This window comes from Variovorax jilinensis, from assembly GCF_030316885.1.
Taxonomy (GTDB): Bacteria; Pseudomonadota; Gammaproteobacteria; order Burkholderiales; family Burkholderiaceae_C; genus Variovorax; species Variovorax jilinensis.
The window spans coordinates 157,311-172,255 of the sequence record NZ_JASZYQ010000005.1 but is presented as its reverse complement, the minus strand read 5'-3'; the positions used below and the strand labels follow the sequence as shown (position 1 = coordinate 172,255).

15 protein-coding genes are annotated in these 14,945 nt (G+C 69.5%); 2 read left to right on the top strand and 13 right to left on the bottom strand.

Annotated features, from left to right (window positions below):
* Positions 1 to 3: 3 nt before the first annotated feature.
* Together QTH87_RS19130 and QTH87_RS19125 are read right to left on the bottom strand one after the other, a co-directional pair.
* Positions 4 to 1,023 carry a tripartite tricarboxylate transporter substrate-binding protein gene (locus QTH87_RS19130; RefSeq protein WP_286611536.1) on the bottom strand — a complete coding sequence of 340 codons (1,020 nt, stop codon included), beginning with the start codon at positions 1,021 to 1,023 and terminating at the stop codon, positions 4 to 6.
* 71 nt (positions 1,024 to 1,094) lie between these two features.
* Positions 1,095 to 3,176, bottom strand: coding sequence for a DUF4387 family protein (locus tag QTH87_RS19125; protein WP_286611534.1), 2,082 nt, complete (start codon positions 3,174 to 3,176; stop codon positions 1,095 to 1,097).
* Positions 3,177 to 3,379: 203 nt separating this feature from the next.
* Here QTH87_RS19125 and phhA point away from each other — a divergent pair, with 203 nt between their 5' ends.
* Entirely contained in the window at positions 3,380 to 4,297 is a 918-nt protein-coding gene (gene phhA / locus QTH87_RS19120; RefSeq protein ID WP_444812813.1) for a phenylalanine 4-monooxygenase, read from the top strand.
* A gap of 16 nt (positions 4,298 to 4,313) precedes the next feature.
* Here the strand turns inward: phhA and QTH87_RS19115 are convergent, their stop codons facing one another.
* From QTH87_RS19115 to QTH87_RS19080, 8 genes are all read right to left on the bottom strand, one after another.
* Positions 4,314 to 5,228, bottom strand: a complete 915-nt coding sequence (locus QTH87_RS19115; RefSeq protein WP_286611837.1) for a LysR substrate-binding domain-containing protein — start codon at positions 5,226 to 5,228, stop codon at positions 4,314 to 4,316.
* 31 nt (positions 5,229 to 5,259) lie between these two features.
* A complete protein-coding gene (locus QTH87_RS19110; protein WP_286611532.1) occupies positions 5,260 to 5,802 on the bottom strand; it encodes a hypothetical protein in 543 nt (180 codons plus the stop codon).
* A gap of 32 nt (positions 5,803 to 5,834) precedes the next feature.
* The gene (gene ureC / locus QTH87_RS19105) at positions 5,835 to 7,553 is read right to left on the bottom strand and encodes an urease subunit alpha (protein ID WP_286611530.1); all 1,719 of its coding nucleotides are present in this window, start codon (positions 7,551 to 7,553) and stop codon (positions 5,835 to 5,837) included.
* Positions 7,554 to 7,556: 3 nt separating this feature from the next.
* A complete protein-coding gene (locus QTH87_RS19100) occupies positions 7,557 to 7,862 on the bottom strand; it encodes an urease subunit beta (protein ID WP_286611528.1) in 306 nt (101 codons plus the stop codon).
* Between the two features lie 11 nt (positions 7,863 to 7,873).
* Complete coding sequence (locus tag QTH87_RS19095; RefSeq protein ID WP_286611526.1) at positions 7,874 to 8,473, bottom strand: HupE/UreJ family protein; 600 nt, start codon at positions 8,471 to 8,473, stop codon at positions 7,874 to 7,876.
* A gap of 61 nt (positions 8,474 to 8,534) precedes the next feature.
* A complete protein-coding gene (locus QTH87_RS19090; protein WP_286611524.1) occupies positions 8,535 to 8,837 on the bottom strand; it encodes an urease subunit gamma in 303 nt (100 codons plus the stop codon).
* A 115-nt stretch (positions 8,838 to 8,952) separates the two neighbouring features.
* Positions 8,953 to 10,239, bottom strand: a complete 1,287-nt coding sequence (locus QTH87_RS19085; RefSeq protein ID WP_286611522.1) for a DUF1576 domain-containing protein — start codon at positions 10,237 to 10,239, stop codon at positions 8,953 to 8,955.
* Positions 10,226 to 11,263, bottom strand: coding sequence for an urea transporter (locus QTH87_RS19080; protein ID WP_286611520.1), 1,038 nt, complete (start codon positions 11,261 to 11,263; stop codon positions 10,226 to 10,228). Before QTH87_RS19080 ends, QTH87_RS19085 begins: the two co-directional genes overlap by 14 nt.
* 153 nt (positions 11,264 to 11,416) lie before the next feature.
* On the opposite strand from QTH87_RS19080, the gene QTH87_RS19075 reads away from it, so the two are divergent.
* A complete protein-coding gene (locus tag QTH87_RS19075; protein WP_286611518.1) occupies positions 11,417 to 11,938 on the top strand; it encodes a GNAT family N-acetyltransferase in 522 nt (173 codons plus the stop codon).
* Between the two features lie 34 nt (positions 11,939 to 11,972).
* On the opposite strand, the gene QTH87_RS19070 is transcribed toward QTH87_RS19075, so the two are convergent.
* The 3 genes from QTH87_RS19070 to QTH87_RS19060 all read right to left on the bottom strand — a co-directional run bounded on the left by QTH87_RS19070 (position 11,973) and on the right by QTH87_RS19060 (position 14,848).
* A complete protein-coding gene (locus tag QTH87_RS19070; protein ID WP_286611516.1) occupies positions 11,973 to 13,310 on the bottom strand; it encodes a lytic murein transglycosylase in 1,338 nt (445 codons plus the stop codon).
* Between the two features lie 103 nt (positions 13,311 to 13,413).
* Positions 13,414 to 13,707, bottom strand: coding sequence for a hypothetical protein (locus QTH87_RS19065; protein ID WP_286611514.1), 294 nt, complete (start codon positions 13,705 to 13,707; stop codon positions 13,414 to 13,416).
* 118 nt (positions 13,708 to 13,825) lie between these two features.
* A complete protein-coding gene (locus QTH87_RS19060; protein WP_286611512.1) occupies positions 13,826 to 14,848 on the bottom strand; it encodes a DUF2272 domain-containing protein in 1,023 nt (340 codons plus the stop codon).
* Positions 14,849 to 14,945: the final 97 nt, after the last annotated feature.

Below are 14,945 nucleotides of genomic sequence, written 5' to 3'. Positions count from 1 at the left end.
TCTTCAGGATTCGACCCGGATGCCGGTCTGGCGCACGAAGTCGGTCCAGAACGGCAGTTCGGTGCGGATCAGCTGGCCGAAGGCGGCTGCATCGAGCGGCATCGGTTCCATCACCTGGCTGGCGAGCTGGGACTGCACTTCGGGCATGGCAAGCGCCCGCGTCGCGGCATCCGACAGCCTGGCGACGACCGCCGGTGGCGTGCCGGCCGGCGCCACCAGCCCCCACCAGGCCGACAGCTTCATGAACGGAATGCCGGCCTCGGCCGCGGTCGGCGCGCCGGACAGCGCGTCGGTGCGCTCGGCCGAGGTCACGGCCAGCACCCGGAGCCGGCCGGCGCGAACCAGCGGCAGGGCGGCGACGATGGTGTCGCAGCTGAACAGCAGCTGCCCGCCCGCCACGTCGGTCAGTGCGGCGCCGCTGCCGCGATAGGGCACATGGACCGCGCTCGAGCCGGTCTGCCTGAGGAAGTACTCGGTCGCCAGGTGCCCGACGGTGCCGACGCCGGCCGAGCCGAAGGAGCCGCCTTTCGTCCCGGCCAGCCGCTGGCGCAGGTCGGCAAGGGCGCGCGGCGCCTCGGGCGTGTTGGCGGTCACGAGCACGAACGCGGTGCGCGCCAGGCCCGCGACCGGCGTGAAGTCCTTGTCGACGCGGTAGCGCAGCTTCGGATTCAGCGCCGGGTTGGTCAGCAGCGTGCTCGTGGTGCCCAGCGTGAGCGTATAGCCATCGGCCGGCGCATGGGCGCCCTGCTCCGTGCCCATCACGCCGCCGGCGCCCGAGCGGTTGTCGACGATCACCGGCTGGCCCAGCAGCGGCCCCATCGCGTTGGCGACGATGCGGGCGAGCGCGTCGCCGCCGGTGCCCGGCGCGAAGGCGACGATCAGCTTGACCGGCCGGTTGGGGAACGCCTCGCCGCCGGGCTGGGACTGCGTCTGGGCCTGCGCGGCCGGCAGCATTCCTGCGCCCACGGCAAAGACCAGGCCGGCCAGGCCACCGACGCATCGCAACAGCAATGGCTTGGACATGATTCCCCTCTTGGCGCGATCACGCGTGAAGTCTTCGTTCGTCGCCCGCACATGATGGCGCAAGCCGACCCTCACAGCGTCGACGCACTGGCCAGCGGCTGGATGAAGACCGGCACCCTGAGGCTCTCGATCCTGGACTGCTGCTGGGCGCCGAAGACATCGCGCTCGTCCGGCGAGGCCGAGATGTTGGGCCGGTCGATCGAGATCTTGATCGCGTTGCAGGTGTCGACGAAGAAGCTGCCCACCACACGCTCCGGCGCGACGCCGAGCGTGGCGGCGACATGATCCTTGTAGAAGACGTTCGAGCGCAGCGCGGCCTCGTAGTCGGCGGCGGAGTTGAAGACGATGTCGAAGGTCAGCCGGTTGATGCCCGCATCCTTGCTCCGGATCACGACCGCCATGTCGAGCAGCCGCTGCATCGAATGCGGCTCGCCGCGCGGGGGCGCATCGGCGATCAGCGACAGCGTACGGTCGTCGAGGTTCGCCGTTTCGTCGCGGATGCCGATGTCGAAGTAGCGCGGCCTGTCCTTGCCTTCCTCCACCCACTGCGCGCCCTCGGCACGGAAGTAGGTGATCGGGAACATCGTGTTTGTGATCACCTCCTCGTTCTGCAGCAGGTGGTAGAGCGACCACGCATAGGCGTCCGCCGCATCGCGGCCGATGTGCGAGCCCGGCTTGGGCGTCACGAGCCGCGTGATCGCCTCGACCTCGGCCGCATGGCGTTCGGCCAGGCGCGCCGGATCGGTGTCGATGGTGCGCAGCAGGATCGCGGGGCTCTGTTCGTCCGCATCGATGATCCGGTACTGCGCATTGGCGAGTGCCTCGGGGAACTCGGCCTCGATCAGTCCGATCACCGCGGCCTTGACCTTCTCGTAGTTGGCGAAGAACACCGGGTCGCGCGTGCCGCTCGGCACTATCGCGCCGAAGCGTCCGTCCTCGCGCTGGAAGCTCACGAGGTTGGGCGACAGCGGATAGGCGATGTTGCCCGCGGTCGCCTTGCGCCCCGGGTAGCCGTAGTGGATCAGGTAGTGGGTCAGCAGGCTCGCGAGGGTCTCGGCCGCCTCGAGCGTGGCGGCAGTCGTCTCGACGATGATGCCGAGCTCGCGTTCGCCTTCCTGCACCGGCGCGGCCTGCACGCCGTTGCGGCCGTAGACCAGCACCTCGGCCGGCACCTTGGGCAGCTCGGCGGCGTCGATGTGGATCAGCGACACCTTGCGGGCACCGAGCCGGCGCGCGCCCTCGAGCTTGATGCTCAGGGGCCAGGGCTTGCCGGCATGCACGAAGCGGCTGTTGCGGATTCCGGCGCTGCGGGCATCGCGGGCAAAGAACTCGGTCTTGTCCATCACCAGCACACCTTCGGGATAGAACTGCAGCTGCGGATGGCTCTCCTCGTAGAGCGAATGCGCGGCGATCGAATAGGGCGTGCAGCGGCGATCGGGATTGGGCGCGACGAAGACCGCGCTGCCGTCGTCGTAGACCTCGGCCACCAGGCAGTCCGAGGGCGAGCCCGGATCGCAGGCCAGCGCGCCGCATTCGAGCACGTGACCCACGTGGTAGGCGATGCCGGCATCGATGCCACGGCGGACCATGTCGGAGGCGAACAGCGCGATGTCGCAGGCACGGCCCGCGAAGATGTAGCGGGCGCCGCTCTCGAGTGCGGTGATCAGCGGATGGATGCCCATCTGACCTACGATGGTGCTCTGGCGCAGCGCCTCCTCGTCGAGCTCGGGGCCGAGGCCGGTGGGCCGCAGCGCGCCGCGGCGCAGTTCCCCGATCACGACTTCCGGCGCGAGCTCGGAATGGATCACCGCGACCTTGGCATCGCCGACCTTCAGCTCGGCGAAGACCTCCTTGGCCACGTCGAGCATCCAGTCGAGATTGCGGTTGCCGCCGGCCATGCCGCAGCTGCCGAGGATCACCGGCGCGCCGGTCTGCAGGCCGGCCTCGACCATGTGGCGGAAGTCGGCCTTGACCGCCTCGCGTTCGAAATACTCGGTGCCGGTGCCGAGAAAGTAGGGACCGGCATCCATCGAGCCGGCATCGGACACGATCGCATCGACCCGCCCCTTGATCGCCTCCTGCAGCGACTCTCTCGGAAAACCATAACCCAGGGCCCCGCACGCGGAAACCACACGATAGACAAGCTTGGACACGACCGACTCCTCAGGTTGCCCCAGGGTCAGCGACATGCTCACGCTTCAGAGGCATGGCGCGACTGTCCTCGCATCGCCCGTGCTTGAAAAATACTGTCTCGCTATCCGGCCATAGCCGCCCGATATGGCTGGACGGAGCCGCGGCCGCTTTACCCCGCCCGGCGCAACCCCTAGAGTCGGTTCTTCACGAACAGGAGGCCCGCGTGCTGCGACAACTCAACGAACATGCGGGCGAGCCCGCCAAGCACGGCCTGGCCGCGGGCGAATCGGGCCGGCCCGCGCGCGCCGACTGGACCATCGACCAGGGCTGGGAGCGCTACACGGCCGAGGACCACGGCGTGTGGCGCACCCTGTTCGAACGCCAGAGCCGGCTGCTGCCGGGGCGGGCCTGCAACGAGTTCGTCGAAGGCATGCGGCAGCTGCCGATGGGCCCCGAGCAGATCCCCGACTTCCTGCAGCTCTCGGACGCGCTGATGGCGCATACCGGCTGGCAGGTCGTGGCGGTGCCCGGGCTGGTGCCCGACGACGTCTTCTTCGAGCACCTCGCGAACCGTCGCTTTCCGGCCGGGCAGTTCATCCGAAAGCCGCACGAGCTCGACTACCTCGAGGAACCCGACGTGTTCCACGATGTCTTCGGCCATGTGCCGATGCTCATGAACCCCGCCATCGCGGACTACATCCAGGCCTACGGCCTGGGCGGCCTCAAGGCCGGACGCCTGGGCATGCTCGACAAGCTCGCGCGGGTCTACTGGTACACGGTGGAATTCGGCCTGGTGCAGCAGAAGGACGGCCTGCGCATCTACGGCGCCGGCATCGCGTCGAGCTTCACCGAGACCGTGTTCGCGCTCGACGATCCGTCGCCGAACCGCATCGGGTTCGAACTCGAACGCGTGATGCGCACCGACTACCGCATCGACGACTTCCAGGAGAGCTACTTCGTGATCGACAGCCTCGAGCAGATCCTCGAGCTCGCGCACATCGATTTCTCGCCGCTCTACGAACGCGTGGCTGCCATGGACGACTTCGCGCCGGGCGCGGTGCTGCCGGGCGACCGCGTGCTCACGCGCGGCAGCGGTGCCCACCATGCGGGCAGAAGGCGTGGTGCACCGGCACTGCCTTGAGGGCCGCGCGCCCAGTTCAGCCCTCGATCTTCTGCATGCCCGGCGGCGCCTTCTCGTCGAGGACGCGCTGCACGAAGGGTCCGAGCAACGCACGAACCGCCTCGCCCGCGGGCGTGAGCGCTGCATCCGCGCTGGACACGAGGTGCGCCGTCTGCAGGATCGGCGGCTCGATCGGCAGCGCCACCAGGCCGCTGCCGCCGGTGGCGGCCGTGAAGTCGCCCATCGGGATCACGGCCGCGCCGACGCCCGCCTGCACCGCCGAGAGCATGCCGTGCAGCATGTTGGCCTCGGCCGCCACCTGCGGCGCGATGCCCTCGGCCGCCAGGCGGGCGTCGAGCAGGCTGCGCAGCGCATTCGGATGGCTGGCCAGCACCAGCGGCTGCGCGCCCACCTGGGCCAGCGTGACCGACTTCGCCGCCCGGCCCGTTCGCGGCTTGCGCTGGATCAGGTAGAGGCGCTGCCGGAACAGTGGCTCGCGCAGCAACCCGGGCGTCGGCGATTCCTCGAACAGGATCGCGAGATCGACCGAGCGGGCCGCGATGCGTGTCTTGAGCGAAAGGCTGTCCTCGGTGACGAAGCTCAGGTTGACCATCGGCAGCGCCACGCGGCAGGCCTTCATGAAATCGCCCGCGAGGAAGGAGGCCAGGGTCGAGGACATGCCCAGGCTCACCGAGCCCGCCACCTCGCCGCCGGTGTAGCGGACGATCTCGGGCAGCTTCTCGATCTGGCGCAGGATCAGCACCGCCTCGCGGTAGAGCGCCTCGCCGGCCGGCGTCGGCCGCACGCCGCGGGCACTGCGATGCAGCAGGCTGACGCCGAGTTCTTCCTCGAGTTCGGCCACCTGCTGGCTCAGCGCAGGCTGCGCCACGAAGATCGTGGTGGCGGCGCGGGAGATGCTCCCGGCCTCGACGATCTTGACGAAGTAGCGCAGGTGCCGAAGCTGGATGGCCGCACTCCCGGCCTCAGAAGTTGGCCTGGATCGTGGGGCCGCCCTGGATCTGGCATTCGCCGGTGCCGCCGCCCGACATGCCCTGCTGCGGCCGCAGCATGTGCAAACGGCAGCGCATGATGCCGCCGGTCGGGCTGCGCAGGTTGGCGATCACCTTGCCGCTGTAGACCGTGGCGAACTGCACCGCATCGAAGCCCGGCATCATGCCCATGCCGCCCATGCCCGCGACGCCGCCATAGCCCCAGTAGGACCAGTCGTTCCAGCCCACCGGCCAGCCGCCCCACATCGGCGCCATCGCCTGGCTCTGGGTCTGCTGCGTGATCTGCAGGAAGGGGCCGGTGAAGGTTGCGGTCGGCAGCGTGGCGGTCATGGTGCCCGTGATGCCGCCGTCGGTGCTCTTCCACGAGAACAGCACGGGCTTGTCGGGCTGGCCCTTCTGGACGATCTCGCCGCCACCCATGCCGGTGGTGGTGCAGGCGCCGAGCAGCACGGCGGCGCCGGCGGCAAGGGCGAGGGTGAGGGTTTTCTTGAAATTGCGCATTGCGTGGCTTTCCATCTGTCGGTTCGGAGCCGGCCGAAGCCGGCGATTCAGAACAGGAAGTAGCGCTGCCCCATCGGCAGCGACACCGCCGGATCGCACACCAGCAGCTGCCCGTCGGCACGTACCGCGTAGGTCTGGTGGTCGATCTCCATCTTCGGCGTGTAGCCGTTGTGGATCATGTGCTGCTTCTTGACGCCGCGGATGTTCTTGGCCGCGCTCAGCGTCTTGGTCAGGCCGTAGCGCTCGCCGATGCCCGCGGCCAGCCCGGCCTGCGAGACGAAGGTGAGCGAGCTCTTTGCGAGCGCGCCGCCGTAGGCGCCGAACATCGCGCGGTAGTGCACCGGCTGCGGCGTCGGGATCGACGCGCTCGGGTCGCCCATCGCGGCCATCGCGATCGTGCCGCCCTTGATGATCGTGAAGGGCTTGACGCCGAAGAAGGCCGGCTTCCACACCACCAGGTCGGCCCACTTGCCGACCTCGATGCTGCCCACCTCGTGCGCGACGCCGTGCGCGATCGCCGGGTTGATCGTGTACTTGGCGACGTATCTCCTGGCGCGGAAGTTGTCGTTGCGCTCCACGTCCTCGGGCAGCTTGCCGCGCTGCGCCTTCATCTTGTGCGCGGTCTGCCAGGTGCGGATGATCACCTCGCCGACACGGCCCATGGCCTGGCTGTCGGAGCTGAACATGCTGATGGCGCCGAGGTCGTGCAGGATGTCCTCGGCCGCGATGGTCTCCTTGCGGATGCGGCTCTCGGCGAAGGCCAGGTCCTCGGGAATGCTGGCGTGCAGGTGGTGGCACACCATCAGCATGTCCACGTGCTCGTCCAGCGTGTTGACCGTGTAGGGCATGGTCGGGTTGGTCGAGGACGGCAGGAAGTTGGATTCGCCCACCACGCGCAGGATGTCCGGCGCATGGCCGCCACCGGCGCCCTCGGTGTGGAAGGCGCAGATCGAGCGCCCGCCCACCGCCGCGATCGTGTCTTCCACGAAGCCCGACTCGTTGAGCGTGTCGCTGTGGATCGCCACCTGGGTGTCGGTGGCGTCGGCCACGTCCAGGCAGTTGCTGATGGCCGCCGGCGTGGTGCCCCAGTCCTCGTGCAGCTTGAGACCGATCACGCCGGCCTCGATCTGCTCGGTCAGCGGCGCAGGCAGGCTGGCGTTGCCCTTGCCGAGGAAACCGAGGTTCATCGGGAAGGCGTCGCCGGCCTGCAGCATGCGCTCGATGTGCCAGGGTCCCGGCGTGCAGGTGGTGGCGAAGGTGCCGGTGGCCGGGCCGGTGCCGCCGCCAATCATGGTGGTGACGCCGGAGGACAGCGCCTCCTCGATCTGCTGCGGGCAGATGAAGTGGATGTGGGTGTCGACGCCGCCCGCGGTGACGATGGTGCCCTCGCAGCTGATGACCTCGGTTCCCGGGCCGATCACGATGTCCACGCCGGGTTGCACGTCGGGGTTGCCGGCCTTGCCGATGGCCACGATGCGACCGCCCTTCAGGCCGATGTCGGCCTTCACGATGCCCCAGTGGTCGAGGATCAGCGCGTTGGTCATGACGGTGTCGACCACGCCCTCGGCGCGCGTGCGCTGGCCCTGCGCCATGCCGTCGCGGATGGTCTTGCCGCCGCCGAACTTGACTTCCTCGCCGTAGCCGCCGGCGCGCAGCGTGTAGTCCTCCTCGACCTCGATCACGAGATCGGTGTCAGCCAGGCGAATGCGGTCGCCCACGGTGGGGCCGAACATGTCGGCGTAGGCGCGGCGGTTGATCGTTGCCATCGTTTAGAGCTTTCCTTGCACGAGACCGCGAAAGCCGTAGACCGCGCGTTCGCCTGAGAAGTCCACCAGATCGACCGTCCGCTGCTGGCCCGGCTCGAAGCGCACCGCGGTGCCCGAGGCGATGTTCAGACGCATGCCTCGAGCGGCCTCGCGGTCGAAACCCAGCGCGCCGTTGGTCTCGGCGAAGTGATAGTGCGAGCCGACCTGGATCGGCCGGTCGGCGGTGTTCCGGACCACCAGCGTCAGCGTGCGGCGGCCCGGGTTGAGGGTGTGATCACCCTCGTCGGTGAGGATTTCTCCGGGGGTCATCGCGTTCGCGCTCAGGCTGCGCCGCCCAGCAGGGCAAGGCCGAGCAATGCGACGCCGGCGCCTGCAATGCGCGGCAGCCAGCGGTGGCCGTGGCGCAGGCTCCAGCCCAGCGCGATGCCCGCTGCATGCAGCAGGACGGTGGCGGCCAGCATGCCGGCCAGGGTGGCGGCAGCACCCGCTTCGCCGGCCAGTTCCATGCCGTGCGCGGCGCCGTGGAACACCGCAAAGACGCCCACCAGCGCCGCGGCTGCGAGCGGCGGCAGCCGGCGCTGCGTGACGACCAGCAGGCCCAGCACCAGCAGCGAGGCGGCGATCATCGGCTCGACCCCCGGCAGCACGAAGCCGCCCAGGCCCAGCACGGCACCCACGCACAGCATCGAGGCGAAGCCGAGCGGCGCCCAGAGAAGGTCGGGCCACGCACGGCGCGCCGTGAGCGCGCTCCACAGGCCCACGGCCACCATCGCGGCCAGATGATCGACGCCGGTCAGCGGATGCAGGAAGCCGGCCACGAAGCCGTGGTGCATGCCGGCATCGGCGCCGGTGTGGGCGTTCGCGGCCAGCGGCAGAAGCACGGCGAGCAGCAGCAAGGGGGCACGGCGGATAAGGCGCATGGCAAGGGTCCTGGTGTCGTTGATCGGGAAAGGAAGGGTTTGACGGGGGCCGAAAGGCGAATCAGACGATCGGCTGGTGCACGGTCACCAACTTGGTGCCGTCGGGAAAAGTGGCTTCGACCTGGATGTCGGCAATCATCTCGGCCACGCCGTCCATCACATCGGCGCGCGTGAGCACCGCACGGCCATCGCTCATGAGCGAGGCCACGCTCTTGCCGTCGCGCGCGCCCTCCATCACGGCCGCCGTGATGAGGGCCACCGCCTCGGGATAGTTCAGCTTCAGCCCGCGCCCGCGCCGGCGCTCGGCCAGCAGGGCCGCCGTGAAGATCAGGAGCTTGTCTTTTTCGCGCGGTGTCAGTTCCATGGGATTGGGTCTCGGAAGAAGGGTTTGCGGCGAACTCGAGCGCAGCAAAATCCCGATCGAATGTAGGAAGGTGCTTGCAGTCCGTCAAGCGATTCGACTGGGAGTGTACGAAGCCTCATCGCTTCGGGTCGCCGGACGGCGGCTCGCGACGCAGCGCAACGATCACCGGGGTCAGCACCGCCGCCACCAGGCCGGCCGCAAAGCCGTTGTTGTAGAGCACGAGGCCGCCGTGCAGATCGCCCACGCTGTGCGCCGCCGACGAATGGATGAATCCCGCGACGATGCCCCAGTGCCAGCCGAAGCGGCCGGCGATGGGCGCCAGCGTCGTGCCGAACAGCGCGGCCAGCACCATCGAAGGCGCATCCACCGCCCAGGGCTTGAACAGCGAGCCGGCGAAGACGCCGAGCATGACCGGCAGGATGTTCCTCGCGTGCTTGCCGGCCGCGGCGAAGCCGGCCACCGACAGGATCGCACCGAGGGTCGGACCGTTCAGGTCGCCGCCGACCAGCAGGACGTAGGCGGTCGCGATCACGCCCGCCACGCCCATGTTCAGCAGCGCCGGACCCAGGCCCTCGGTGCCGATGAAGTCCGAGGGCGCCTGGCCGGCCTGTTTCATGATGCGCCCCACCCCGGCCAGCGCATGGCGGTCCAGCCGGAACGCCCAGCCGGCCAGTCCGGCGAAACCCGCGAAAAGGAAGATCGCCAACGGCAGGTTGTGGCCGGTGGTCCAGATGAAGACCGGCTCGGGCACGAAGCCGTAGGCGCGATAGAGCGCGACCACCAGCGTGCCGAGGATGCCGGCCGTGAAACCCATGTTGTAGAGGCTGTAGCCCTCGTGGGCCCTGAACAGGCGGGCCGCGACCGGCGCCAGCACGAAGCCCATGACCAGGCAGGTCAGTGCCGCGAGCGGCAGGCTCAGCGTGCGCGGCAGGTAGGTGCTGAACGCGATCTCGGAAAAGATCGGCGCCAGCGCCGTGCCGAAGAAGGCGGTGTTGATGTGCGTCGCGAAGCGCTCGCGCCTGAACCGTGCATAGAGCCACACGCCGGCGACGATGAACCACACGTTGGCGACGTTCTTGCCGAACAGGCCGAAGCCGAGCACCAGGAACAGCGCCGCCATGGCGGAACCGTTCATCGCGGCGCCCGCGCGCCAGTACACCCCGCAGCTCATGAGCGTCAGCAGGCCGGCGTTCACGAGCGCCGCGCCGATGCCGCCGACCCCCATGTAGTCGGTGATCAGCGTGTCGCGCGAGAGCAAGATATCGGCCAGTCCGTCGAGGATGCGGGCCGGCGAATCGAACAGGAAGCCGGCCGCCACGAAATAGGCCGCATAGAGCGCGACGATGCGCAGCACGCGCCGGTCGGCCGCATCGACGGCACGGGTCGGATCAGCCGCCGTCATGGCCGCCCGACATACGGCGCCGGTTGTCCTCCGCGGTGGTCGCCTCGGCCGGCGGCACCGGCACCAGGGCCTTGAAGCCGTGCTGGCCGATCAGCATCGCCCAGGTGACGATCACGAAGGTGGAGGTGAACACCGGCATGCCGATGGGCGACAGGAAGATGGCGACCGAGGCCCAGAGCCAGGTGCTCACCACGATGCCGAAGACCGCATAGAAGAAGCTGCGCACGGTGAGCACCAGGAAGAAGCCGCCGAGCGCCATGGCCGTGAGCACGGCGTTGTAGCCGTAGAGGCCATCCCGGATCGCGCCCTCGGGGGCGCCGAAGGCAACCGCCACGAGCTCGGAAACGATGGCCCCGATCAGCGCCATGCCGGCGCTGATGCGCGAGTTGATCGCGATGCCGATGAGGATCAGGTAGCCCGCGATCCAGTTGTCCTGGAAGAAGATCTGGCCGATCGAGTTGCCGATGCCCATGTACCAGGTCGGCAGCACGTAGTCGGTCACCATCGCGTACTGCTCGGGCGATACCGGCTTGGCCAGCGGCCCGGCGTCGATGCTGCTGAACTTGAGGACCGCGAACAGGAACAGCCAGCCCACCAGATTGAACGGCATCGTGAGTGCCGCCACCTTGTGCGGACCCATGAGCGCCGAGATGCTCGAGAACGCGATCGCCGCCAGCGCCGCCGCGCACGCGATGTAGACCAGCATGTGCGCCGAGGGAAAGCTGCCGCTTCGGAAGTCCTCGCTGGTGAACGCGACCAGAGCGACGCCCACCAGCGCGCTGTTGAAGCCGAACAAGCCGTTGCGGATCAGTGAACGGTCGGCCTGCAGCAGGCAGGCCGTCGCGGTGCCGACTATGACGCCGATCACCAGGATGGTCCCGTAGACCCACGAGTTGTAGAAGATGGCGCCCACGATCACGAGGCCGGACAGCGGGTTGTTCTGGAACACCACCTGCCCCACGCCGCGCAGGGCCCAGTCGATGAACCCCCACGTCGGATGGTCCTGGAATCTGGAGAGCTTCATGGAGGTTCCGGTAAGGCGCACCGGTACGGCGCGCGGGCGGCGGGAAGTGTTCGACGGGGTCGCCGGGTTGTCAATGCCTACGCACAAGTCGGGCCCCCGCGAGCGACCTATATTCGAGCCTCCGCAAGCCCGTCGGAACAAGGGACTTCAACCATGCGCCTGCTCCACTGCACCGAAGAACTCCACTCGGACGCGATCCTCGCGATCCTCAACGACGCCATCGTCAACTCCACCGCGCTGTACGACTACAAGCCGCGCACCGCCGAGCAGATGGCGGCCTGGTTCTCGACCAAGCGCGCCGGGGGCTTCCCGGTGATCGGCGCGGTCGATGCAGAGGGCAAGCTGCTGGGCTTCGCGAGCTACGGCAGCTTTCGCGCCTTTCCGGCCTACAAGTACACGGTCGAGCATTCGGTCTACGTCGATGCCGCGCACCGCGGCGCCGGCCTGGGTCGCACCCTCATGGAGGCGATCATCGACGCCGCGATCGAGCGCGACATGCACGTGATGGTCGGTGCCATCGATGCGGCCAACGCCGGCAGCATCGCGCTGCACGAGCGCCTGGGCTTCACGCACAGCGGCACCGTGCGGCAGGCGGGCTTCAAGTTCGGACGCTGGCTGGATGTTGCCTTCTACCAGCGCATCCTCGCGACGCCAGCCGCGCCCGTGGACGGCTGAGCTCCGACGCCCGGTTCGATCCGCCGCGTGGCGCTCAGGGCGCGACCAGCCGCTGCAGCAGCTCGGTGGTCGGATAGCCATCGGCAGGCAGGCCCTGCTCGAGCTGGAAGCGGCGCAATGCGCCGCGCGTGGCCGGGCCCATGGTGCCGTCGGGCTCGCCGCTGGCGAAGCCGCGCTCGTTCAGCGCCGTCTGCAACGCGCGCAGCTGGCTGCGCGTGAGCGTCGTGACTTCGCGCGGCCACGCTGCCTGCACGCCGGGCCCGCCGCCGATGCGCTGCGCCAGCAAGGCCACCGCGAGCGCGTAGCTGTCGGAATTGTTGTAGCGCAGGATGGTGCGGAAATTGGGTCCGACGAGGAAGGCGGGTCCGCGCGCCCCGGCCGGCAGCAGGATCGCGCTCTCGTCGAAGGCCGGCAGCGGGCGGCCGTCGATGGTGCGCACGCCTTCGGAGGCCCATTGCGCGCTGGTCTGGCGCAGCGCCGCATCGGCGCGCGCGTAGTCGAAGCCCGCCGGCAGCCGCACCTCGACGCCCCAGGGCTGGCCGGCCTTCCAGCCTGAACGCGCGAGGTAGTTGGCGGTCGAGGCCATGACATCGGCCATGCTGCCCCAGATGTCGCGCCGGCCGTCGCCGTCGGCGTCGACCGCATAGGTGAGAAAGTTCGACGGCATGAACTGCGTCTGACCCATGGCACCGGCCCATGAACCAACCATGCGTGCGTGATCGATGTCGCCGCTGTCGATGATGCGCAACGCCGCCAGCAGCTCGCCGCGCGCCCAGTCGCGGCGCCGCCCGTCGAAGGCCAGGGTGGCGAGCGCATCGATGGTCGGGATGCTGCCGTAGTTGCTGCCGAAATTGCTCTCGACGCCCCAGATCGCCACCAGGATCGTGGGCGGCACGCCGTAGCGCGCGGCTGCAGCCTCCGCCTGCGGTCGCACCTCGGCGAGCTTCTGCTGGCCGCGCGAGATGCGCTGCGGCGAGGCGGCACCATCGAGGTACTCCCACACCGGCCGCGTGAACTCGGGCTGCGCGCGATCGAGCTCGACCACGCGTGGCTGGAACTGCACCTGATCGAAGGCGTCGCGCAGCGTGGACTCGCCGATGCCGCGGGCGCGCATCTCGGCACGGAAATCGGCCACCCATTGCGCAAAGGCCTGCTCGCGCTGGGCCTGGCTGACTTCGGGGGCCGCGGCTGCCGGGGCGGTCGCGGGTGCTGGCGCGACGGCGGCCGGCAGAGGCGTCGGAACCGCCGCGGGCGCTGCAGGGGCCGGGGCCGGCGGTACGGGCGGCGCCGAGGCGCAGCCGGCGAGCAGGCTCAACGCCAGCGCGGCGAGGACCGCGTGCCCTCGAAAGTCCGATCGGTTCGGGATGTGCATGCACTGCATTGTCCCGCCTGCACGCAACCGATCGGCGTCAGCCGTTGGCGCGCTGTGCTGGCGGCGGCACGGCAAGGCCGCCTTCGTGGCCTCTCGGCAGCGCTCAACCGCCCTTGCCCTGCCCTTCGAGCCTTCGCCCCGCATCGAGGGCGTAGACCACCGACTTGTCCTCGGCCTGCTTGTGGCCGGCGTGCGCAGCCCCGCCGTCACCGGGCAGGTGACCGGCGCCGTAGACCTCGCGTTCGAGTCGCTTGGCGCGCTCGGCATACATGCGGGCCAGTGCACCATGATGCTCGGCCGCCGCCTGGTGCTCGATGCGTGCGAGGTGGGCTTCCTCGAGCAGCGTCATGACACGGCGCAGGTGGCCGTTGCGGTTGGGAAGGAAAAAACTGAACATCCGATCCTCCTGCGGAAAGCGAAAGCTTTCCAGGATCAGGTTGTAGCTCGGTTTGCATGCATCGCGCTCGTAGTCCGGGGCCCCTCGTGGAGGTAGGCCGTCCGGCTGATGCCGGATCTCAGCGCCACTGAAGCAGCAGCGACCACGGCTGCCGGCTCAGGTGCCGGTCGACGCAATTCGCGGCGCCGGCGACGCAGCCGTCGGGCAGATAGCTCCGATCGAGCAGCCGCGTTCCGGGCGCGAACGCCAGCCGTCTCGATGTCACGGACTGCAGCACGTTGCCGCCGACGGCATCGAAGCCCGCTTCGTCCACCGCCACCACGACATCGCAGTGCATGGGCAGCGCCCCGCCCGCGGCCCCGCGCCGCACCAGCGCCTCTCCGATGCGCTCGAAGCTGTCGAGTCCGGACACACTGCCGCGCGCCTGGCAGACCAGATCGCCGACGCGCGGTGGCGTCCGGGTCAGATCGCAGGCGCGCAGCGCGTAGGCCGTGCCGCGGCCGGCCGCCTCGTCGATGCCCGCCTGCCATGCGGCGCCCGCGTAGTCGGCGTGGGCCTCGGAAAACGCGAACTCGTGCGGGCCAAGCCGGGCTTCGCGTGCCAGCCAGCTCACGAAGGCGGCCGACCACGGCGTGTCGATCACCGCGACGCGGGCCAGCGCGGCCTCGACCGCGCGCAGGTCCTGCGTGGCGAGCCCCTGGTCAGGGCCGACGCCCAGGCCCTGCAGCGCGCCCGTCGTGGCCTGCCGCAGGGATTGCTGCAGCAGCACACGCTCGGCCGGGCGCAGGCCGCCGAAGCGCACGAGGTACGGCAGCCGATCGTCGGTCGGGTCCACGGCCCGCCAGTAGTCCAGCACGCGCTGCCACGGCGCCTGGGCGAGCGCCGACGCGCGCACATCCTCGGCTTCGGACAGGCCCGACGCGACCAGCCGCCCTTCCGCGTCCAGCGACTGGCCGCCGAAAGCCAGGTGCTCGCGCCGGGCGGCCGCGGCCAGCGCCAGCGCGCGGTCCGATGGGGGACGCGATCCTCCCGTGTCGAGACATGCAGCATCGGTGGAGGCGAACGCGGGCGCGCCCGGGCTCAGGACCAGGAACGTCGCGCCGACAGCAAGCAGGCGCCGCAGCGCATGGAAGGAAGCCATGCGGCAGGAGGATAGTCCGGCTGCGCGGCTATGCTCGCGGCTCGCCGGGTCCCGCCTTTCGATTCGCCCTCCACCCGTTCACCACGACACCTGCTGC